Annotated in this window: 19 protein-coding genes; 8 read left to right on the top strand and 11 right to left on the bottom strand. The window is 73.4% G+C overall.

Annotated elements, in window-relative coordinates; all coding sequences use genetic code 11:
- Positions 1-253 precede the first annotated feature (253 nt).
- Positions 254-985, top strand: a complete 732-nt coding sequence (locus ACI782_RS16300; protein ID WP_456911034.1) for a GAF and ANTAR domain-containing protein — start codon at positions 254-256, stop codon at positions 983-985.
- A 522-nt stretch (positions 986-1507) separates the two neighbouring features.
- Here the strand turns inward: ACI782_RS16300 and ACI782_RS16295 are convergent.
- Positions 1508-1723: a hypothetical protein gene (locus tag ACI782_RS16295; protein ID WP_456911032.1), complete on the bottom strand. Its 216-nt coding sequence runs from the start codon at positions 1721-1723 to the stop codon at positions 1508-1510.
- A gap of 121 nt (positions 1724-1844) precedes the next feature.
- A complete protein-coding gene (locus tag ACI782_RS16290; RefSeq protein ID WP_456911030.1) occupies positions 1845-2306 on the bottom strand; it encodes a nuclear transport factor 2 family protein in 462 nt (153 codons plus the stop codon).
- Positions 2307-2645: 339 nt separating this feature from the next.
- On the opposite strand from ACI782_RS16290, the gene ACI782_RS16285 reads away from it, so the two are divergent.
- Positions 2646-3023: a response regulator gene (locus tag ACI782_RS16285; protein WP_456911028.1), complete on the top strand. Its 378-nt coding sequence runs from the start codon at positions 2646-2648 to the stop codon at positions 3021-3023.
- Between the two features lie 286 nt (positions 3024-3309).
- Here the strand turns inward: ACI782_RS16285 and ACI782_RS16280 are convergent, their stop codons facing one another.
- Positions 3310-4227, bottom strand: a complete 918-nt coding sequence (locus ACI782_RS16280) for an NADP-dependent oxidoreductase (protein ID WP_456911026.1) — start codon at positions 4225-4227, stop codon at positions 3310-3312.
- 326 nt (positions 4228-4553) lie between these two features.
- Positions 4554-5945 carry an aspartate aminotransferase family protein gene (locus ACI782_RS16275; protein WP_456911024.1) on the bottom strand — a complete coding sequence of 464 codons (1392 nt, stop codon included), beginning with the start codon at positions 5943-5945 and terminating at the stop codon, positions 4554-4556.
- A gap of 153 nt (positions 5946-6098) precedes the next feature.
- Between ACI782_RS16275 and ACI782_RS16270 the strand changes: the two genes are divergently transcribed.
- Entirely contained in the window at positions 6099-6599 is a 501-nt protein-coding gene (locus ACI782_RS16270; RefSeq protein ID WP_456911022.1) for an Lrp/AsnC family transcriptional regulator, read from the top strand.
- Positions 6600-6689: 90 nt separating this feature from the next.
- Here the strand turns inward: ACI782_RS16270 and ACI782_RS16265 are convergent, their stop codons facing one another.
- Both ACI782_RS16265 and speB read right to left on the bottom strand, forming a co-directional pair.
- Positions 6690-8570 carry a primary-amine oxidase gene (locus ACI782_RS16265; RefSeq protein WP_456911020.1) on the bottom strand — a complete coding sequence of 627 codons (1881 nt, stop codon included), beginning with the start codon at positions 8568-8570 and terminating at the stop codon, positions 6690-6692.
- Entirely contained in the window at positions 8567-9601 is a 1035-nt protein-coding gene (gene speB, locus ACI782_RS16260) for an agmatinase (RefSeq protein ID WP_456911018.1), read from the bottom strand. The genes ACI782_RS16265 and speB overlap by 4 nt, the downstream gene beginning before the upstream one ends.
- A 293-nt stretch (positions 9602-9894) precedes the next feature.
- On the opposite strand from speB, the gene ACI782_RS16255 reads away from it, so the two are divergent.
- Together ACI782_RS16255 and ACI782_RS16250 are read left to right on the top strand one after the other, a co-directional pair.
- The gene (locus tag ACI782_RS16255) at positions 9895-11424 is read left to right on the top strand and encodes an APC family permease (protein ID WP_456911015.1); all 1530 of its coding nucleotides are present in this window, start codon (positions 9895-9897) and stop codon (positions 11422-11424) included.
- Positions 11425-11867: 443 nt separating this feature from the next.
- A complete protein-coding gene (locus ACI782_RS16250) occupies positions 11868-12692 on the top strand; it encodes a DUF5602 domain-containing protein (RefSeq protein WP_456911013.1) in 825 nt (274 codons plus the stop codon).
- Positions 12693-12704: 12 nt separating this feature from the next.
- On the opposite strand, the gene ACI782_RS16245 is transcribed toward ACI782_RS16250, so the two are convergent.
- The 5 genes from ACI782_RS16245 to ACI782_RS16225 form a co-directional block, all read right to left on the bottom strand.
- On the bottom strand, positions 12705-13148 hold the full coding sequence (locus ACI782_RS16245) for a TIGR03618 family F420-dependent PPOX class oxidoreductase (RefSeq protein WP_456911011.1): 444 nt from the start codon (positions 13146-13148) through the stop codon (positions 12705-12707).
- 64 nt (positions 13149-13212) lie between these two features.
- Positions 13213-13407 (bottom strand): hypothetical protein, encoded by a 195-nt coding sequence (locus ACI782_RS16240; protein ID WP_456911009.1) that lies wholly within the window; start codon positions 13405-13407, stop codon positions 13213-13215.
- Between the two features lie 20 nt (positions 13408-13427).
- Positions 13428-14669, bottom strand: coding sequence for an AI-2E family transporter (locus ACI782_RS16235; RefSeq protein ID WP_456911007.1), 1242 nt, complete (start codon positions 14667-14669; stop codon positions 13428-13430).
- Between the two features lie 61 nt (positions 14670-14730).
- Positions 14731-15240 (bottom strand): RDD family protein, encoded by a 510-nt coding sequence (locus ACI782_RS16230; protein ID WP_456911005.1) that lies wholly within the window; start codon positions 15238-15240, stop codon positions 14731-14733.
- On the bottom strand, positions 15237-16577 hold the full coding sequence (locus ACI782_RS16225) for a hypothetical protein (RefSeq protein WP_456911003.1): 1341 nt from the start codon (positions 16575-16577) through the stop codon (positions 15237-15239). Before ACI782_RS16225 ends, ACI782_RS16230 begins: the two co-directional genes overlap by 4 nt.
- Before the next feature lie 306 nt (positions 16578-16883).
- On the opposite strand from ACI782_RS16225, the gene ACI782_RS16220 reads away from it, so the two are divergent.
- The 3 genes from ACI782_RS16220 (at position 16884) to ACI782_RS16210 (ending at position 20704) form a co-directional block, all read left to right on the top strand.
- On the top strand, positions 16884-19577 hold the full coding sequence (locus tag ACI782_RS16220; protein WP_456911001.1) for a LuxR C-terminal-related transcriptional regulator: 2694 nt from the start codon (positions 16884-16886) through the stop codon (positions 19575-19577).
- A gap of 100 nt (positions 19578-19677) precedes the next feature.
- Positions 19678-20073 (top strand): hypothetical protein, encoded by a 396-nt coding sequence (locus tag ACI782_RS16215; protein ID WP_456910999.1) that lies wholly within the window; start codon positions 19678-19680, stop codon positions 20071-20073.
- Positions 20074-20257: 184 nt separating this feature from the next.
- Positions 20258-20704 (top strand): DUF7144 family membrane protein, encoded by a 447-nt coding sequence (locus ACI782_RS16210; protein ID WP_456910997.1) that lies wholly within the window; start codon positions 20258-20260, stop codon positions 20702-20704.
- Positions 20705-20746 lie beyond the last annotated feature (42 nt).

Raw genomic sequence — 20746 nt, 5'->3', positions numbered from 1 at the left:
TTCGGTATAGGTGTGTGCACCCCCGCCCCGTGTCGGCAGAGAGCGTCTCTGGACAATCGTGGTACGTCATCGGGCGGGGTTCTCGTCGTCCGGTACAGGTCGGTGTCCCATGGGCCACCCTCATGGCCAGCCCGGGCCGGGCGCCCCACAGCGGCCCGCTGTGGGACAGCACCCCCGGGGTGCAAGCCCGTGCACGGCTGCGCTTGGATGGGGGCGGATCGGGGGCACGCACTGTGGGAATCCAGGTGCCACCTTGAGCCTCGCCCAGCGCTTCAGCGACGCCCTGTCGGTCGAGACCGGCGACGACGCATTCGACGAGCTGCTACCGGTCCACCTCGCCCGGACCGCAGCGAAGATCCTCGGGGTCGACGGCGTGGGCGTGGGTGTCCAGGGCGACGGCGGGTGGCGCACCCCGCTGGGGGCCAGTGACGAGATGGCCGCGACGGCCGAGCGCCTACAGTTCACCGTTGGCAGCGGGCCCTGCCTGCTCGCCGCGCATTCCGGCTGGCCGGTGTTCGGGGTCGACCCAGTCCTCCCTCGGCGGTGGCCGGCGTTCCACGACCTGCTGATGACGCACACGCCCTACCGCAGCATCGTCGCGCTGCCGCTCCGCGATGAACTCACTGGCCTGGGCGTTCTGAGTCTGTACTCCTGCCGTTCGGACGGCCTGGTCAGCGTCGACGCTTTCGAGGCCCGTGCGGTCGCGCAACTGATCACTGCCCGGCTTCGGTGCACCGCTGCGTGGTCGGGGTGGTCGGACACCGAAGGCCCATCGTGGATGAACAGCCCAGCGGCACAGCGGCGAGCGAAGGTCTGGCAGGCCATGGGCATGGTCATGCTGGCGCTCGGCGTGTCCGCTGAAGATGCGCTGGCCGTGCTCCGGTGCTACGCCTACGGCGCAGACAGAGAGATCGACGCCGTTGCCGCCGATCTCACCTCCGGCCGGATTCCGGTCTCGCAACTCCGCGAGGACGCCCGACCCTGAAGCCGCCGTGCGCGACCCACCATGGGGCAGGGCTGGGGTGCCTGCAAGGACGATCGGCGATCCGAGCTCGCCGCTCTCGATCCCCTGGGCGATCCGGGTTCGGACTTCTTCGACGACCTCTCCCATCTGCTCGTTCCGCACAACACCCATGGGTGGTCGTGCAGTGATCGTCTGCCGCGCCTCTTCGGCGATGACTGCACCATCAACCCCAGCGGTCAGCACGTCCTGCAGTTCGGTGAGCTCGGGCCCGGACGGCGCCGATGCGGAGTTCCCCGAAGCTCGTAGATCGAGCCAGGTCCGGTCACGCCGGATGCAGTCGATCATCTCCCTGAGCCCATCAGGCGTCGCAGTGACGTCATCAGCTGGAGGAAGCCGGCCGAAGAATCGCTCCGAGTCCTTCTCCAGTTCTGCGCGGAGGATCTGCAGCCGAGCAGGCACGAGGGCGAGCGCCGGTGCCCCCCAGAGCGGCCCACTGTGGGACACCCAGTGCGCTTGCCCGGCCGTTCAGCGCCGGGGAGGCGCTCAAGCGGTCGGCGGAGCCGTTCCCTCCCGCAGCAGCCGGATCAAGCGGGCCTCCGTTTCCGGAGCCAGATCCGGCACGATGACTGGCCCGTCATGGCCCGCCCGATCACTCAGCCACCGGGCGAACGTCAGCAGCAGCTCATCCCGCTCGCGCAGCTCGCGCGCGATCCGCGCCCGCTCGGCCCGGTCGCCGTCGGTGAACCAGCGGATGGTCACGGCTCGAGACTGCACCCGCGAGGTCCGGCCGGACAACTGTCCCCGAAGCCGCCCTCGGAGCGAACCGGCCGTGCATCCCCTGAGCCGGCCCGCTCACGGACACGCCGCTGCCGGTGGGTCTTCAGCCGGCGGTGGGGTCTGACGCCACGGGCCCAGGCACGAGGCCCACCTGCACGAGATACCCAGCCAGGTTCCAGTAGCTCCTGTTCTCGGCGATCTTGCCGTCCCGGAGTCGACCGACCGAGACGCCGCGGATCTCGAATGGCTTGTCGGTGGCCGGGAACTGTTCGCCGCCGCGGTCCTTGACACCCGACATCTGCCACTCGGCAGCAAACGACCCTCCGTCGACGAGGAACTGCCCAGGCTCCAGTCGGTAGTTGCTGGAGAACTCCCTGTCCAGCCTCTCGACGAAGGCGCGTACCGCTGCCCGACCCTCGAACCGCTCACCGGTGCCCAGGTCGACGTAGACCACGTCGTCGGTCATCTGCTCGGTCACCGCTCCTGCGTCATGAGCGTTCCAGGCGGCGGTGTACGACCGGAGCCATCCCGGCAGGTCCGCGGGTACTCGTGAACTGCTGCCCATCCCGACCACCCATCCCGGGTTCTGGTCTCCGCGACCGGCGCTGCGGAGCGGAAGCTAGTCGGCGTGGGCGGTGGCGGGTAGAGGCCTCAGGCATCCGTCCGTGGTGAGGTCGCCCCTCGGAGCGAGCCGGCGGTGGTGGCCCCGAGCGGCCCACTGTGGGACACCCATCGCCAGGGGCGCCCTCGGCCGGGCTCGCGGTGGCCACCACTGTCTCCCGGCACCGATACTGGCGACTGTTCGACCTGCCGAGCGAGCAGATCTCGGCAGGTCCTCGTGCCGACGAGGAGTGCGTGGGTGACCGGGAACTGCTGTGGCGGCGGGGCCTCCGCCAAGATCCGCGTGCTCGTCGTCGACGACCATCCAGAGGTGCGCAGGACCTTGGCGGAAGCCCTGTCCGACGAGGACGACCTCACCGTCGTCGGCGAGTGCGAGGACGGGTCACAGGTCGTGGAGGCCGCTGAGAGGCTGCGACCCGACATCGTGTTCATGGACCTGTCCATGCCGGTGATGGGTGGGTTCGCGGCTACGGAGGCGCTGCGTGCCGCCCGATCCACAGCCCGGGTGATCATGCTGACCGGCGACGGCTCCGAGGCGCGCTTCCAGGCCGGGGTTGCCGGTGCTCGCGCCCTGGTGCCGAAGGGCACTCGTCTCGGTCCGCTGCTCCGCTGCCTGCGCACGGTCGCCGCCGACGGCACGGGCTGTCCCTACTGCCTGTGATGCCGTCTGGCACCTTCTCGGCCCCTACCGTCGAGGACATCGGCCCTCGGCGACGGAGGCAGCCGGCACGCGGCAACCGGAGGTGTCGCACGCGCTGGCCGTTGCCGCTGTCGCTGAAGCCGCCCTCACGGCGGGCTGGCCGCCCGCTGTCCCACAGCGGTCCACTGAGGGACAGCCACGTCCTGACAGGGGTTCGTCGATGACCATCGCCGGGCGGCGGTCGGCCGATCCACGCGGCTGACGCCGATCCACGAGGAGGGCGGGACCGGTCGCCGTCCCCGAGTCCTCACGGACGAACGCTGATGATCGTCTTCCCCCTGCGTCGCTCGGTCGCGTTGAAGGCGGCGACGGCATCGTCGAGGGTCGCGACGTTGCCGATGTTCGTCCGTAGTCGTCCGTCCCGCACCCGCTGCACGACCTCACCCAGCTGGGCTCGATCGGACTCGACGACGAAATCGACCGCCAGTCCGTCGGCGGGCCGTGCTTCGGCCGGTCCGACGACGGACACCAGCGTTCCCCCGGCTCGGACCAGACCCGCCGACCGCTGCTGGACGTCACCGCCCATGACATCGAAGACCAGGTCGACTCCGTGGACGTCTTCCAGCGCGTCGTCGTCGAGGTCGACGAACTCCTGCGCGCCGAAGTCCAGCGCCTTCTGACGGTCGGCCGCGCGTCCGGTGCCGATGACGTGCGCCCCGAACTCCCGCGCGAGCTGCGTCACCATCGCCCCGACTGCGCCGGCCGCGCCGTGCACGAGCACGCTCTGCCCCGCCTGGAGGCGGCCGTGCTGGAAGAGGCCCTGCCACGCGGTCAGCCCTGAGATCGGCAGGCTCGCGCCCACCGTGAAGTCGACGTCTCCCGGCAGCGGCGCGAGGTTGCGAGCCTCGACGGCCACGTACTCCGCCAGGGTGCCGTCGCGATGCCAGTCGGTGAGGCCGAACACCCGCTGTCCCACCGACAGCCCCGTCGTGCCATAGCCGAGGGCGGTGACCACTCCGGCCAGCTCGTGCCCAGGGATCGACGGTGTTCGGTCACGGTCGCGGCGATCGGTCCAGGTCGAGGGCCACGCCAACTCGGTCGGGACGAATCCCGACGCATGGACCTCGACGACGACGTCGTTGATCGCTGCCCGCGGCTCTGGCAGCTCCACCAGCGTCATCCCGGCCGTGCCCGCCGCCTGGTCCGTCACGACGATCGCCTTCATCAGGCACCTCCCTGCGTCCAGTCCGCTCTGCTGCACCCTGGGGCCTGCCCGGTCTTCGCGAGCGTCGTCCGCGTGGCGAGGGGTGCACCCACACCCTGCCTCGGAGCTCCGTACGGTCGATCGCTGCAACGAGACGACTGCTGGCCGGACCGGGCCTCAGCGGGGGCGGGCGTTGGTCGACACCGGATCGTGGGCGACGACGTCCTCACCGCGGAGGACCTCCTGACGATCGAGGCTGAAGCCGCCTGGACGGCGACCGCGTCACCGACCGGGTGCACCATCCGTCCACGCGGTGGGAGCGACGACCACATCGCGCCTCCGGTCGGTCAGAGCCTGGCCCAGGCCTCCGTCAGGACCGCCCGCAGGACCTGCTCCATCTCGTCGAACTCGGCCTGGCCGCAGACCAGCGGCGGGGCGAGCTGGATGACGGGGTCGCCGCGGTCGTCTGCCCGGCAGTAGAGGCCGGCCTCGAACAGCGCGCCGGAGAGGAACCCGCGCAGCAGCCGCTCGCACTCCTCCGCGTCGAAGGTCTCCTTCGTGGCCTCGTCCTTGACCAGCTCGATCCCGTAGAAGTACCCCTCGCCGCGGACGTCGCCGACGATCGGCAGGTCCAGCAGCTTCTCCAGCGTGGCGCGCAGGGCGCCCTCGTTGTCCAGCACCCGCTGGTTGAGCCCCTCCTCGTCGAACAGGTCGAGGTTGGCCAGGGCGACCGCGCAGCTGACCGGGTGCCCGCCGAAGGTGTAGCCGTGCGGGAAGGACGCCGTCCCGCGGAGGAACGGCTCGACGACCCGGTCGGAGGCGATCATCGCGCCGACGGGGGAGTAGCCCGAGGTCATCCCCTTGGCGCAGGTGATCATGTCCGGCACGTAGCCGAACCTGTCGCAGGCGAAGGTCGCGCCCAGCCGGCCGAAGGCGCAGATGACCTCGTCGCTGACCAGCAGCACGTCGTGCCGGTCGCAGATCTCGCGCACCCGGGCGAAGTAGCCAGGGGGCGGCGGGAAGCAGCCGCCGGCGTTCTGCACCGGCTCGAGGAAGACCGCCGCGACCGTGTCCGGCCCCTCGACCAGGATCGCCTGCTCGATCTGGTCGGCGGCCCACCGGCCGAACGCCTCGGGGTCGTCGCCGAACACCGGCGCCCGGTAGAGGTTGGTGTTGGGCACCCGGAACGTGCCCGGCACCAGCGGCTCGAAGACCTCCTTGAGCGCCGGGACGCCGGTGATCGACAGCGCCCCCTGCGTCGTCCCGTGGTAGGCCACCGCCCGGCTGATGACCTTGGTCTTGCCCGGCTTGCCGGTCAGCTTGAAGTACTGCTTGGCCGCCTTCCACGCCGTCTCCACCGCCTCGCTGCCGCCCGTGGTGAAGAAGACCCGGTTCAGGTCGCCGGGCGCGGCGGCGGCCAGCCGCTGGGACAGCTCGATCGCCGCCGGGTGGGCGTAGGACCACAGCGGGAAGAACGCCAGGTCCTCGGCCTGCCGCGCGGCCGCCTCCGCAAGTTCCCGGCGCCCGTGCCCGGCCTGGACGACGAACAGCCCGGACAGCCCGTCGAGGTAGCGCCGGCCGCGGTCGTCCCAGATCTCCGCCCCGCGGCCGCGCACGATGACCGGCGGCGGGGTGTCGCGGTAGGCGCCCATCCGCGAGAAGTGCAGCCACAGATTGGCGGTGGCGTCCGCGCCGACCGGCTGACCGAGGGGGGTGACGTCCTGTGCCGTGGTGGTCATGACTGCGGATCCCGTCGTCGGGGGAGGGGTCGGAGTGGCGGAATCGTAGCCAGAAGCCACCCGGACAGAGGACCCCGTCCGCGGCGAGCCTGGATACGATCCGCAGAGCCCGGAGCCGCCGGGACGACGGACCGTTGGCGGGGAGGCCGGGGAGTGAGCATCCGGGGACAGTTCGTGCTGGACGACGTCTCGCGCGCGATCATCGAGCAGCTCCAGGAGGACGGCCGCCGCCCCTACGCCCGCATCGCCACCGCGGTGGGGCTGTCGGAGGCCGCGGTGCGCCAGCGGGTTCAGCGGCTGCTCGACGCCGGCGTCATGCAGATCGTCGCGGTCACCGACCCGCTGCAGGTCGGCTTCTCCCGGCAGGCCATGGTGGGCGTGCGGACCGGCGGCGACGCCCGCGCCGTCGCCGACCGCATCGCCGAGTTCACCGAGGTCGACTACGTCGTCATCACCGCCGGGTCGGTCGACCTGCTCGTCGAGGTGGTGTGCGAGGACGACGACCAGCTCCTCGACACCGTCACCCGCATCCGCGCCGTCCAGGGCGTGGAGTCCACCGAGACCCACCTCTACCTCGGCCTGCGCAAGCAGACCTACGCGTGGGGCACCCGGCGGTCGCCGATGCTGGCCGCGGAGCCCGGCGACACCGCCTGAGCGGGGCAGCCCACCCCCTGGCGCACGCGGCGGCCCCGTCCTCCCTGTCCGCCCCGAGCTCGCGGGAGCCGGGGAGGACGGGGCCCTCCTTCAGTGGCAGCGCTTCGGGGACGGGGGCACGTCGAGGGCGGGGTTGCGGTCGAAGAACCCGACCGGCTTGAGCGAGAAGGACACGACGTCCACCGGCATGACCGGCCAGTCCTCGGGCCGGGTGATGTGGTGGATGCCGAACACGTGCCACAGCACGATGTCGGTGTCGGCGATCGGCCGGTCGGCCTTCGTCCACTCCGGCAGCCCGGCGTCCGCGCGGCTCTGGTTGCAGAACTCGCCGGAGGGCCAGCGCTCGTCCTCGTCGAACCGGGTGACCCACAGCGTGTGGTCGATGGCCTGCGCCCGCTGCCGGAACGGCGCGTTCGGGTCGGCCAGCGCCGGGAGGGCGCCGGAGGGGACGAGCTTGTAGCCGGTGGGTGTGCCCAGCCGGTTGGTCCGGTGGCGGTTGACCACCTTCCAGCTGCGCTGGCTGGCGAAGTCGACGTCCTGCCGGCCCTCGGCCTCGGTGAGCAGCGGCCGGGTGCGCTGCACCAGCGCCAGCCCGTGCGGGTTGTCCTCCGAGACCGGCAGAACCTCGCTCTCGGAGACGACGACGGTGTTCTCCGGTCCGTCGACCTCCATGTCGAGGCGGGCCACGATGAAGTGCTGGTGGAACGGCGCGTAGGTGCGCTCGTCGACCACCGTGCCGTACGGCGGGGGAGCGCCGTCGAACGCGCTGGTGACCATGATCCCGGTGGCGCGGACCTCGCACTCGATCGTGCCGTCCTGGTAGAAGCGCCAGTAGGTCAGGTACTCGTAGTTGGCGACGGTGGCGTGGAACGAGACGACCATCCGCCGCGACCGGCGCACCTCGGCCCCGGACTGCTCGTCGACGTGCTTCCACAGCACGCCGTCGTCCTCCTCGTGCAGGCAGATGGCGTTCTTGATGGCGTAGGGCTCGCCGCGGCTGTCGTGCAGGACGGCGTCGACGTAGGTGATCTCGCCGAGGCAGTCGCAGCCGAGCTCCAGCGAGGTGGTCATGAAGCCCAGGCCCCACTCGCCGATGTCGAAGGCGGTCCGCCGGTGGTGGTCGGGGCTCGGGTCGCGGTAGGGGACCACCATCTCGGCGAAGGAGAGCCGGTGCGCGATCGGGCGGTCGTCGTAGGCCACCCGGTGGATCACCAGGCCCTCGCGGTGGTTGAAGCCCAGCCGCATCGTCCAGTTCTGCCAGCGCAGCTCGTTGCCGTCGAGGGTGAAGGAGACGCCCTCGGGCTGGGTGATCTCCAGCGTCTTCACGTCGGTGCGCTGCTGCAGCCCGGGCACGAGGGCGGGGAGGTACTCGCCCATGACGTCCGGGCGGGCCGGCGCAGAGGTGTCCTCGACCTGGAGCAGCTCCATGGTGTTGAGGTCGACGACGAAGTGCAGGCCCATGACCGGGTTGGCGTACGGGTTGGCGCCGGGGGCCGAGCGCAGCCAGACGTCGGTCCAGCCGACCCGGCGGTCCTGCAGCCCCTGCGGGATCAGCGAGTGCCCGTAGGCCCAGGTGTCGATGAGCACCAGGTCGAGGTCGGTGATGCCCCGCTTGGCCAGCGCCGCGACGACGTCCGGGTGCTCGATCAGCACCTCGTGGGCCTCGTGCCACTCGTCGAGGGTCATGTTCGCCTGCTCGCCCGGCACCGCCTCCCACGAGAGGACGGCGTCGTCGGTCAGCGAGACCACCGCCTTGTACGGCGTCCCGTCGTCGCGGCTCCAGCAGGTGACCCGGGCCGCGCGGGAGATCGGGTCGCCGGGCCGGAAGGCGCGGACGGCGTCCTTGGCCGGCTCCCGCAGCTCGATCGAGGCGAACCGCCAGCGCTCGTCGACCCCGCGGTCGCGGCGCAGGATCCCCGCGGCGGCGCGGAACTCGTCGGCGGTCAGCGGGTCGAGGGGATGGGCGCTCACGGCTTCTCCTCCGGGGTCGGGCGGTCGGCGAGCAGGGGCAGGGACGGGTTCCAGCGGGTGCCGTCGCGGGCGTCGCGGCGGCGGCGGGCGATCGCCGACAGCGCCTCGAGGACGACCCGGTTGGCCAGGGCGGCGGTGATGTCGGCGTGGTCGTAGGGCGGGCTGACCTCCACGACGTCGACGCCCACGACGGGGAGCTCGAGGCAGATCCGGCGCACCGAGTCCAGCAGCTGCCGGGCGGTGAGCCCGCCGGGCTCCGGCGTGCCGGTGCCCGGCGCGTGCCCGGGGTCGCAGACGTCGATGTCGACGGAGAGGAACACCCCCTCGCACTCGTCGGTGGCGATGCCGAAGGCCTCGGTCAAGCACTCCTCGAGCCCGCGGTGCCCGATCTCGGTCATCTCGTAGGACCGCATCCGCTGCGCGGCCATCCAGTCCAGCGTCTCGGGCGGGGGCCAGTAGCCGCGCAGGCCGATCTGGAGGAACCGGTCGCCGCGCAGCGCGCCGGACTCGATCAGCCGCCGCATCGGCTGCCCGTGCCCCCACAGCGAGCCGAACTCGATGTCGCCGGTGTCCGCGTGCGCGTCGAAGTGGATCATCGACACCCGCCCGTGGCCGAGGACGTTGGCCACCCCCTTGGCGTCGGCGAAGGCGATCGAGTGGTCCCCGCCGAGGACCACCGGGATGGCACCGGAGCGGGCCACCGTCTCCACGGCGGCCTCGAGCGCGGGCAGCGCCGTCTCGATGTCCCCGGAGTACATCTCGACGTCACCGGCGTCGAGCACCCGCAGGTCGCGCAGCCCGTCGGTGCGCAGAGCCAGGCTCGGCCGCGAGCCGTCGTGGGCGAGGTAGTCGGTCATCCGGATGGCCTGCGGGCCGAACCGGGTGCCCGGGCGGTGCGAGGTCCCGCCGTCGAAGGGCGCGCCGAGGACGACGACGTCGGCGCCGGCGAAGGACGCCGGGTCGTCGAGGTCGCAGCGGTCGATGCCGAGGTAGGTGATGTCGGGCCCGTACTGGGCGCCGTAGCGGGGCATGTGCGTCGTCCTGGGGTCGGGGGTGGTGCCGGGGGAAGCTCACCACCCGGCGTGGAGGCGGTCAACGGAAACAGAAGGCATGTCCCCGTCACGCACCCGAAACAGTCGCTTGCCACAGTCTGCACGCCGGGATCCGTGCGTATCGCCGTGCCGGACCGTCGTCCCCGACGGCACCGGGTGTACACGACGGACCCTTCCCGGCGGGGCGGCCGCCTGGCTGGCTCCCAGTGTGAGCCCCGGCACACGGCCGGGGTCGGGCGCGCCGCGCGGGCGGCGCCGACGAGGAGGACCGCATGACGCTGGACCAGCGGCCGGCGACCGGCCACACCGACCTGCGGGCCAAGGGCCTGTCCAAGAACTCCGTGGGACTGCTGGCCAGCGTCGTCCTCGGCGTGTCGAGCATCGCGCCGGTCTACGCGCTGACCGCGACGCTGGGCCCGACGGTGGCCGAGGTGGGGCTGCAGATGCCGGCGGTCTTCCTCGCCGGGTTCCTGCCGATGCTGCTGGTGGCCTACGCCTACCGGGAGCTCAACCGGGAGGCGCCGGACTGCGGCACGTCCTTCACGTGGACGACCAAGGCGTTCAACCCCTACGTCGGCTGGCTGTGCGGCTGGGGCGCGCTGCTGGCCACGATCATCGTGCTGTCGAACCTGGCCGGGGTCGCGGTCTCCTTCTTCTACCTGCTGCTCGGCGAGCTCACCGGCTCGGAGTCGGTCGCGGCGCTCGGCGACGACAAGCTGGTCAACGTGCTGACCTGCGTGGCCTTCGTCGCGCTGGCCACCTGGGTCACCTACCGCGGCGTGGAGGTCACCAAGCGGCTGCAGTACGTGCTCGTCGGCTTCCAGATGGCCGTCCTGGCGCTGTTCGCCGTCCTCGCGCTGGTCAAGGCCGGCGACGCGCCCGGCGGCATCTCCTTCGACGTCTCCTGGCTGGACCCGACCGCCATCGGCTCGTTCAGCGCCTTCACCGCCGGCCTGTCGCTGTCGCTGTTCATCTACTGGGGCTGGGACACCTGCCTGACGGTGAACGAGGAGACCGCCGGCAGCGCCCGGACGCCGGGCCGCGCGGCGCTGCTGACCATGCTCGTCATCATCGTCACCTACCTGGGCGTGGCGATCGTGGTGCAGATGTACGCGGGCGTCGGGACCGAGGGCACGGGCCTGGGCAACCCGGACACCAGCGACAACGTCTTCGCCGCGCTCGCCGGGCCGGTCATGGGCCCGGGGCTGGCCTTCCTGCTGTTCCTCGCCGTCGTCGCGAGCTCGGCCTCCTCGCTGCAGACGACCTTCCTGCCGCCGACCCGCACGATGCTGGCCATGGCCGCCTACGGCGCGCTGCCCCGGCGCCTGGCCGAGGTGCACCCCCGCTTCCTCACCCCGTCGACCGCCACCCTGGTCGCCGGCGCCGGGACGGCGGTGTTCTACGTGGGGATGACGCTGATCAGCGAGAACGTCCTCATCGACACGATCTACGCGCTCGGCCTGATGATCTGCTTCTACTACGGGCTGACCGCCTTCGCCTGCGTGTGGTACTTCCGCCGGGAGCTGCGCCGCAGCGCCCGCGACCTGCTGTTCAAGGGCGTGCTCCCGCTGCTCGGTGGGCTGGCGCTGGCCGCCGTCTTCGTGCAGACGGCGGTCGACACGCTGGACCCGGCCTACGGCAGCGGCTCGTCGGTGTTCGGGGTGGGCAGCGTGTTCGTCATCGGGATCGGCCTGCTGCTCGCCGGGGCGGTGCTCATGCTGCTGTGGCGCTCGCGGCACCCGGAGTTCTTCCGCGGGCAGACGCTGCGCCACGACACCCCGGCGCTCGTGTTCGACGAGTGACCGCCGGGTGCGGCCGGTCCCGCCGGGCGCCCAGGAGCCCGGCGGCCGGCACCGCACCCGGGGTCATCCGTGGTGCGCGGAGACGGACGACGCGCAGCGTGTCGTCCGTCTCCGCGCGGGCCGTGTCCGGGCGTGTTGACCCGCGGCGGACGGGCGTCCAGCGTTCGTCGTGGACGGCTCCGGCGAGCCGGCACCCGATCCCTCGTGCAGCCGTGGCGCAGCACCCGCCAGTCCTCCCGCCGGACCGGTGGACCGGGCCGTTCCGGACGGGGCGGCGATGACCGACCCCTCGGCACCTGCCGGCCCCGCCGCGGCCGACCGCGCCCGGTTCCCCGCCGAGGGAGGAGGGCCGCCCGCGCGGTCGGGGAACGCCCCGCCCGCCCGATCGGGCGATCGGGTGCGGCGGTCCACCCGTCCGAGACACTCCCAGGAAGGGAAGGGCCATGGCTGCTTCCCGCGCCCTCCGCGGGGTCGTGCTCACCGCGGCCGCCTGCACCGGGCTGACCTCCCTGACCGGCTGCGCCGTCCAGCCCGCGCAGTCCAGCACCGATCCGCCGTCCGACAGCGGCACCTTCACCAGCCCGTCCCAGGCCCTGGGGAACGGCAGCGTCGCGACCTACGTCGTGGTGGACGACGGCGCACCCAGCGAGGTGGGTGTCCGCATGACGCCCGCTGCGCTGGAGGGGCTCCCCGAGCAGGGCCTCACGCTGATGATCGACTTCCCCGACCAGGCGGCGGACACGGCGTTCGACCACGTGATGTTCAACTGGAACCCGCAGGGACACGAACCCCTCGGACTGTTCGGCCGCCCGCACTTCGACTTCCACTTCGACACGGTCGACATGGCGACGATCGAGGCCATCACCCCGGCCGACCCGGAGTACGCGGCCAAGGCCGAGCACTTCCCGGAGCCGCGGTACGTGCCGCAGGACTACGTGCTGCCCCCCGGCGGGACCGCCGCCGAGCAGGCCGTGCCGGGCATGGGGGTGCACCTGGTCGACTCCACCGACACCAGCCTCGTCCCCGGTCAGTACGACTTCACCCAGATCATCATCAACGGCGTCTGGGACGGCCGGTACGTGTTCGCCGAGCCGATGATCACCCGCGACTACCTCCTGAGCGGCCCCGACCTCGAGGCGCCGCTGAAGCTGCCCGAGGCCTACCAGGAGACCGCCTACTACCCGACCACCTACGGCGTCTCCGTGGACGAGGAGACGGAGGAGTACGTCGTCTCGCTCGAGGACCTGACGATGCGCACCGCCTCGTAGGCCCGGGGCAGGTCACGCGTTGCTGTAGACCCGCACCGGCTGGACGAGGACGGCGGTGCGCCGCTGCTCGACCATGACGCGGTCGTAGCCGTCCCAGTCGTCGTGCCGGCCGCCGGCCGCGGTGAACACCTCGCGCAGCAGCAGGCGCAGCCGGTCGGCGTCGGTCAGCCACGGCTGGGGGTCGTCGGGCCCGGCCAGCTGCGCGCGGCCCTCGGCCGTCGCCCACTGCCAGCCGTGCCGGAAGGTCAGCGTGACCTGGGGGCGGGCGCGCAGGTGGGCGAGCTTCACCCGGCCGTAGGTCACGAAGCCCAGGACCCGCTCACCGGTCGCCGGGTGGGGGAGCAGCCCCGCGTTGACCACCGAGGCCTGGATGGTCGCGTCGGCCCGGACCGTGGACACGACCGCGAGGTGGGACTCCTGCGCGGCGAGGGCGGCGACGTCGTCGAGGCTGGTCATGCCCGGACCCTGGCACCGCACCGGCCCCGCCCGCGACCCGGTCGCGGTCGACCCGGCCGCGCCGTCACCGGTGCCGCGCGGCGTGGCGGTACTCGAGCAGCGCGTTGAGATCGGCCTCGGCTCGCTCCTGGCGAGCGAGGCCGAACCGGCTGTTCGTCCTGGTGCAGGCCAGCCGCGCCGCCCGCAGCTCGCCGAGGGCGCGCACGATCTGGGCGTCCAGGACGGCGAAGCCGTCGGACGGGGGAGCGAGGGTCGTCATGGCGGGCCTCCCACCGCTGATCACGGCTCGGGCGAACCGGGTGCGGGCGGGCCAGCGGGCTGCGTCCCCGCCCGACCCGAGACTGGCCCGTCGAGGACGGTGCGGTCATCGTCCGCCGGAGACGACCGCGGCGCCGGGGTCGGCGCCGGGGCCGGCGCGGGGGAGCCCGCACGCCGGCGACGACGGCCGGACCCGGCCGATCGCTCCGGAGCCGCTGACCCGCCCGACGCCCCCGCGAGCAGGACCCGCGCCCAGCGCCGGTCCGGGTCCTGCGCCACCAGCACGGCGACCAGCAGCAGGGTGAGGGGGATCGCGAGGATCGCGCCCAGGGGCCCCAGGACCACCGTCCAGACCAGGACGGACAGGAAGGTCAGCGTGACCGACAGGCCGACGGCGTCGCCGACGACGACCGGCTGGATGACCGACTGCAGCACGAAGTTCGCCGCGCAGTAGAGGACGACGACGAGGAGCGCCGTCCGCGGGCCGCCGTCCAGGAGCGCGAGCAGGGTGGGCGGCGCCAGCCCGAGGAAGAACCCGATGTTGGGGACGTAGTTGGTCAGGAAGGACAGCAGGCCCCACAGCAGGGCCAGAGGGACCCCAAGCAGCACCAGCCCGACGTAGTCCACGACGGCGACGGCGAACCCGAAGACCGTCGTCACCACCAGGTAGCGTCGGGTGTTGCGGGCGAAGTCGCCGAGGGCCGCGCGCAGCCGCCAGGTGCCGGGCACCGCGGCCAGCCGCTCGGGCATCCCGGTGGCGTCGGCCGACATGAACAGCACCGTGGCCAGCACGAGGACCAGAGCACCGACCGCCCCGGCCACGCCGGCCAGCAGCCCACCCACCGCGGAGACGACCGAGGACAGGTCCAGCGAGCCCACGACCTGCTCCACCTGGTCCCGGCCGACGCCCGCTGCGGCCAGGGCGCCGCGCACGTCGTCCACCCACCGCTGCCACTCGTCGGCGTACTGCGGGAGGACGGTCGCCAGCTGGCCCACCGAGACGACGAGGGCGACGGCGAACGCGATGAGTCCGCCGTCCACGAGCACGACGGTCACTGCCACCGCGAAGCCCCGCCGCACGCCGCGGCGGACCAGCGCGCCCACCAGCGGGGAGGCGGTGACGGTCAGCACGAACGCCAGCAGGACGGGGGCGAGGAGCCCCGCGTAGGTCGAGATGCCCCAGAGCGCGCCGGCCGCACCGGCGACGCCCAGGACGACGCTGAGCCACAGCGGCAGGGCGCGGCGGGCCTCGGGCTCCGGCACGCCCCCGTCGCCGGCCGCGGCCGCCGGCGCCGGCGGCCCGTCGGGTGGGCGAGCCGGCCGCTCAGTCATAGAGGACCGAGGTCCGCAGCAGGAGGTCCTGCACCGAGCGGTTGTCCCGGCTCACCAGCACCCAGACCAGTCCGACAGGGACGAGCGCGCAGAACACCGCCCGCACCGCGGACCGGCCCCAGCGCAGCCGGGCTCCCCGGCCGTCGGCCACGCGGAGGCCGAGCAGCCGGTCGCCGTACGTGGCGCCGGCCTCCACCCAGGTGACGGTGAAGTAGGCCGCCTGCACGCCCAGGCCGAGCAGGAGCAGCGTCGCCCACGGCAGCACCGGGAACGAGAAGGTGGTCGGGCTCAGCAGGAAGCGGGTCGCCGAGACGCCCGCGTACCCGCCGGCCACGAGCACCGCCACGACGATCAGGTCGACGACGTTGGCCAGCGACCGCGTGACCAGGCCGGCGCGGGTCCCCCGGATGCCGGCGCGGGCCGCCGAGACGACGACCGGTGGAGGGGCGTCGTGCCAGGGACGGCCGGTGTCGGGAACGGGCCGCTGGCCTGCCGTGGTCACCGGTCCGCCCCCGGCCTGTCGGGCTCGGTCGTCCGGTCCGCCGTCGCGGTGCGGCGGCCGTGCCGGTGCAGCAGCCGGTCGACGACCCGCTCCACCGCCCGGTCGGCGTCCGCGCCCTGGTCGCGCACGGTGCGCACCATGTCGGAGGTGAGCGAGTCGCTCGAGGCGCGCAGCAGTGCGGGCAGGTCGATCACCGCGACGACGTACCGGGCCAGGCCGGCGATGTCCGTGCGGGCGATCACCCGGTCGATGTCGGCGCGGTCGACGACGGCGTCGACGTCCACGCGGTCGAGGATGCGGGCGATGTCGACCCGGTCGACCGCGGCGTCGAGGTCCACCCGGGCCACCGCGGCGTCGAGGTCGACCCGGTCGACGACCCGACCGACGTCGACCCGGTCGATGATCGCGTCGAGGTCCACCCGGTCGAGGACGCGGTCGATGTCGGCGCGGTCGACGACGGCGTCGACGTCCACGCGGTCGAGGATGCGGGCGATGTCGACCCGGTCGACCGCGGCGTCGAGGTCCACCCGGGCCACCGCGGCGTCGAGGTCGACCCGGTCGACGACCCGACCGACGTCGACCCGGTCGACGATCGCGTCGAGGTCCACCCGGTCGAGGACGCGGTCGATGTCGGCGCGGTCGACGACGGCGTCGACGTCCACGCGGTCGAGGATGCGGGCGATGTCGACCCGGTCGACCGCGGCGTCGAGGTCCACCCGGGCCACCGCGGCGTCGAGGTCGACCCGGTCGACGACCCGACCGACGTCGACCCGGTCGATGATCGCGTCGAGGTCCACCCGGGCCACCGCGGCGTCGAGGTCGACCCGGTCGATGATCCGTTGGACGTCGACCCGGTCGATGACCGCGTCGAGGTCCACCCGCGCCACCACCGCGTCGACGTCCAGCAGCGCCGCGAGCCGGTCCAGGTCCACGTACTCACGGACGAGCGCCAGGACGTCGAGGCGGGCGAGGACGGCCCGGGTCACGTCGGGGAGGAGGCGGTCCGCCATCCCGGCCAGCGCGCGCACGGCGGCCGACGCCGGGTGCGCGAGCCCGTCCGGGAGCGCAGGGAGGTGGCCGACCAGCGGCAGGCGGGAGACGACGGCGCGACGCGCGTGGGCGGCCGTGTCCAGGACGTACCGGCGGAGGGCCGCCGCGACCGCGAGGACGGCGAGGGCACCGTCGACCGCGTCCCGTACCGCGTCATCGCCCCGTCGTGTCCGGGCGGCCGGCTCGGGGGCGGCCGGCTCGGGAGAGGGCGGCGGGGCGCCGAGCGCGTCGGGCGGCTCGACCGGCCGGAGGTTCCGGACCGGCGGGTCCACCGGGTTCACGGCCACCGGAGGCCGTCGTCCACTGTCGGGATCATGAGGCCTCCCCGGCCGTCGGAGCAGTCAGCATCCGTCGAGGACGGCGGGTGGCCCCTCATCCGGAACGGGTGAGCCGGTCACCGCGTGCGGCGCGGCATGCTCCACGGCGTTTGCGCGCTGTTCACCTGGCGGCGCATCCGCCGGGACCTTTGGCTCTGATTGGTTGCGCACGACCGGACGACGCTGAGGCGCGGGCCGAGCGCACATCCGGCGGCATCGCGGGGGGAGGGGCGCGAGTTCGGGGAACGGCCCGGTCCGCAGGCGGGAGGAGGAGCCATGGCGAGGTCGCCGGACCACGCAGCTGCTCCGTCCCCCACGGCACCGGTGGCCACCCGGCAGGGCGTCGCGCTGCTCACGTCCAAGCTCGCCCCACCCCAGCCCGCGCACGCGACCGTGCTGCGGCCCCGCCTGGTCAGCCAGCTGTCCCGGGCCGTGCAGCGTTCCCCGCTGACCCTGCTCAGCGGGCCGGCGGGCTCCGGCAAGACCGTGCTCGCGGCCACCTGGCGGCAGAGCCGGGAGGACGGCCGGCCGGTGGCCTGGCTCACCCTGGACGACTACGACGACGACCCCGCCACCTTCTGGAACTACGTCGTGGGAGCGCTGACCGCCGCAGGGGTCCCGTGCACCGGCCTGCCCGCGCTCGTGCCCGGCGAGTCGCCGCCCAGCTGGTTCGTCCCGCAGCTGGCCGCGCTCGTGACCGCGTTGCCCCGGCCGGTGGTGCTCGTGTTCGACGACGCCGACCACGTGACGGACCGGGCGATCACCCAGGGTCTCGACCTGCTCGTCCGCCACGGGGGGAGCCGGCTGCGGCTGGTGCTGTGCGCCCGTGCCGACCCGCTGCTGCCCCTCCACCAGTACCGGCTGGCGGGGACCGTGTCCGAGATCCGCGGCGACGAGCTGGCGTTCACCCCGGACGAGACCCGCGACCTGCTCACCGCCATGGGCGTCCCGGTGTCGCCGGAGGTCGCCCGCGCGCTGTGCGCCGAGGCCCAGGGCTGGGCGGTCGGCCTGCGGCTGGCTGCCGCCCCGCTCAAGCAGGGGGCGCCACCGGAGCACCTGGTGACGGGGCTGGCGCACGACGACGGCAGCGTGGCCCAGTACCTGTTCGCTGAGGTGCTGCAGCGGCAGCCGGCCAGCGTCCGACGGTTCCTGTTGCGCGTCAGCGTCACCGCGGAGTGCTGGCCGGACCTGGTGGACCGGCTCTGTGGACGGCCCATCGGCCGACGGGTCCTCGCCGGGCTGGCGCGGGCCAACGCCTTCGTCGAGGAGTCACCCGGGGCACCCGGCGGGTTCCGGATCCACCCGTTGTTCCGGGAGATGCTCCAGGCCCAGCTGGCCTACGACCACCCGGGCGAGGTCGCCGGCCTGCACCGCACCTGCGCGGCCTGGTACGCCGAGGCGGGCCGGTCCCCGGAGGCGGTGGGCCACGCCGTCGCCGCGGAGGACTGGGGCTTCGTCACCCGGTTGCTCATCGACGACCTGCTGGTCGTGCGCCTGCTGGCCCACGGGTCCGACCCCGCGCTCCGGGGGATCCAGGCGCTCCCGGCCGGGTTCCCCGGCCCCGAGGCCGCCGTCATCCGCAGCGCCGCCGCGCTGGCCGGGGGTTCGGCACCCACGCCGGCCGACCGCGCCGTCGCGGCGACCGCCCGGGGTGAGGGCCATCCGACGACGCTGCGCGTCTCGGCGGCGCTGACCTGCCTCGTGGCGGACGCCGAAGCGGCCACCGACGCCGTCGCGCTGCTGGCCGAGGCCGACGCCGCCGCGTCCCTCGTGGCCGCGCTCCCCGACGAAGACCGGCGCGAGCACCGGGAGTGCGTGGCGGTGGTGAGCACCCTGCGCGCGATCGCGTGCCTCGGCACCGACGCACCGACCGCTCAGTTGCTCACCGGGCTGCGCGCTGCGGCAGCTGCCGCCCAGACGGCGGCCTCCCGCCGGCTGCGCAGCCGCACCCTCGCCCACCTCGGGGTCCTGGAGGCGCTGGAGGGCCACCTGACCCGGGCGGCCCACCTGGCAGAGGAGGCCGACGCCCTCGCGAGCGAGGGGGGCCGGGACGAGGCCGACCGGGAACCGGCCGCGGCAGCCGCCCTCGCGTGGGTCCACCTGCGCCGCTACGCCCTGGCCGAGGCGCGTGAGTGGCTGGTCCGCGCGCGGGCCCGCACGCGGGACCGGGGCCACGAGACGCCCTGGTCCTCCACGACACCGGCGCTGCTGTCGGTGCTGCAGAGCCAGCTGTTCCGGCTCCGGCACGAGTACGACTCGGCCGAGCAGTGCCTGAGCCCGCACCTGCGCGGACCGCGACTGCCCCGGTGGGTGGCCGAGGAGGTGGTCACCGAGGTGGTCCGGCTCGCCGTGGCGCGCGGGCACGTCGACGACGGCCTGGCGATCCTCCGGGACACCAGCGGTGACGAGCCGTGGAGCCGGCGGCTGCGCGCGACGGTCGGGCTGCTGTCCGGCGACCCGGCCTCGACGGCGCCGACCGACGACGAACCGCCCGCGGTCCCCGCAGCCGCGGTGGAGGCCGCGGTGATCCAGGCGTGCCAGCTCCTGGAGGCCGGTCGCGTGCCCACCGCGGCGGATCAGCTCGCCGCGGCGCTGGAGCTCGCCCGACCGGAGCTGCTGCGCTGGCCGTTCATCGACACACCGCCCCAGGCACGCCGGCTGCTGCGCACCCACCCCCGGCTGCAGGAGCCCGCCGCGTGGCTGAGCCCGTCGTCGACCGCCCAGCCGCGCCCCGACGGGCACCGCACCGCGGCGCACCTCGATGAGTCGCAGGTGATCCAGGACCTCAGTGACCGGGAGATGGAGGTCCTCCAGCACCTCGCCGGGATGCTGTCCACGGCGGAGATCGCGGCGACGATGTTCATCTCCGTGAACACCGTCCGCACGCACATCCGCAGCATCCTGCGCAAGCTCGCCGTCAGCCGGCGCAACCAGGCCGTCCGCCGGGCGAGGGAGCGCGGCCTCCTCTGAGGACGGTCATGCCCGGCGGACGAGGCGTGCGACCGGCGGTCGCGCCATCGTCGTCAGGGTCGCACGGCACGTGGCCGGCGGGGCCGGCCAGGAGGGAGCGGTGGCCATGGAGGAGGCGCGGAACCGGTTCGAGCTGCGGATCGGGACACTCCTGAGCCCGGCGGCGCTGGCGACGTTCCGGGTGCCGGTCAGACCTTCCAGCGTGCCGCGGAACACGGTGCGCCGGCTCCGCGTCCCCGCCGACCGCGACCTCACCGACGTCGTGCACCGGCTGATCGAGCGGCACGTGGAGCTCCTGGAGATCCGCCGGACCCCGGAGCCGCCGCGCGGCGGTCGTCGCCGGCCACCCGGGGACGAGCGCGACGTCCCGGGCCCCGCCGACACCGGGGCCGACGTCGTCCCCTTGCGGCCGGCTCGCCGCCGCCCCAGGCCCTCGTCGCCCGGCGAGGACACCCACCCGGTGCTCGGGCAGGTTCCGCACGACCCGGCCGGGTGAGCGGTCGAGCCGTCGGAGCGAGGAGAGCGCCCGCAGTGGGACCGCCGGTCATGCGGTCCGGACGATGCCGGGCCGCCCTCACCGGCCGCACGCTGCTGACGCACCAGTACCCAGGACCTCGCCCGCCCGTCACCCCCTTCCCGGGGCGGCCCGGAACCGAGGCCGGACCAAGGAGGACAGGCACATGACGGACACCTCGAACCGCCGCTCGCCGGTGACCGACGAGAGCTACGAACGGGGACCCACCGCCTGGGCGGGCTGGGTGGTCTTCGGCGGCGTCATGCTGATCATGCTGGGGACGTTCCAGGCGATCGAGGGGCTCATCGCCGTGTTCGACGATGGCTTCTACCTGGTCCGCGAGAGCGGCCTCGTGGTCAACGTGGACTACAACGCGTGGGGATGGGCCCACATCATCATCGGCGTCGTGGGCGTCCTGGCCGGGATCGGCCTGCTGGCCGGGAACATGGCGGCCCGGGTCGTCGGTGTCGGGATCGCGTTCCTGAGCGCCCTGGTGAACCTGGCGTTCATCTCGGCCTATCCCGTGTGGTCGGTCATCCTGATCGCGCTCGACGTGATCGTGATCTACGCGATCATCGTCCACGGGCGCGAGCTCAAGAGCGACTACCGCTGAACCTCTGGAGGCGCGGGTGCCCGTCCCCCCGGGGGGACGGGC

It is taken from the genome of Geodermatophilus sp. SYSU D00703 (genome assembly GCF_054050155.1).
The sequence above is the reverse complement of the archived record's forward strand: the minus strand, read 5'-3'. Positions and strand labels throughout refer to the sequence as shown.

Bases quoted from the DNA above. Each gene is read 5' to 3' on its own strand.
- ACI782_RS16290 (WP_456911030.1), bottom strand. From the start codon at position 2,306: ATGGGCAGCAGTTCACGAGTACCCGCGGACCTGCCGGGATGGCTCCGG.
- ACI782_RS16280 (WP_456911026.1), bottom strand. From the start codon at position 4,227: ATGAAGGCGATCGTCGTGACGGACCAGGCGGCGGGCACGGCCGGGATG.
- ACI782_RS16275 (WP_456911024.1), bottom strand. From the start codon at position 5,945: ATGACCACCACGGCACAGGACGTCACCCCCCTCGGTCAGCCGGTCGGC.
- speB (WP_456911018.1), bottom strand. From the start codon at position 9,601: ATGCCCCGCTACGGCGCCCAGTACGGGCCCGACATCACCTACCTCGGC.
- ACI782_RS16255 (WP_456911015.1), top strand. From the start codon at position 9,895: ATGACGCTGGACCAGCGGCCGGCGACCGGCCACACCGACCTGCGGGCC.
- ACI782_RS16250 (WP_456911013.1), top strand. From the start codon at position 11,868: ATGGCTGCTTCCCGCGCCCTCCGCGGGGTCGTGCTCACCGCGGCCGCC.
- ACI782_RS16245 (WP_456911011.1), bottom strand. From the start codon at position 13,148: ATGACCAGCCTCGACGACGTCGCCGCCCTCGCCGCGCAGGAGTCCCAC.
- ACI782_RS16240 (WP_456911009.1), bottom strand. From the start codon at position 13,407: ATGACGACCCTCGCTCCCCCGTCCGACGGCTTCGCCGTCCTGGACGCC.
- ACI782_RS16220 (WP_456911001.1), top strand. From the start codon at position 16,884: ATGGCGAGGTCGCCGGACCACGCAGCTGCTCCGTCCCCCACGGCACCG.
- ACI782_RS16210 (WP_456910997.1), top strand. From the start codon at position 20,258: ATGACGGACACCTCGAACCGCCGCTCGCCGGTGACCGACGAGAGCTAC.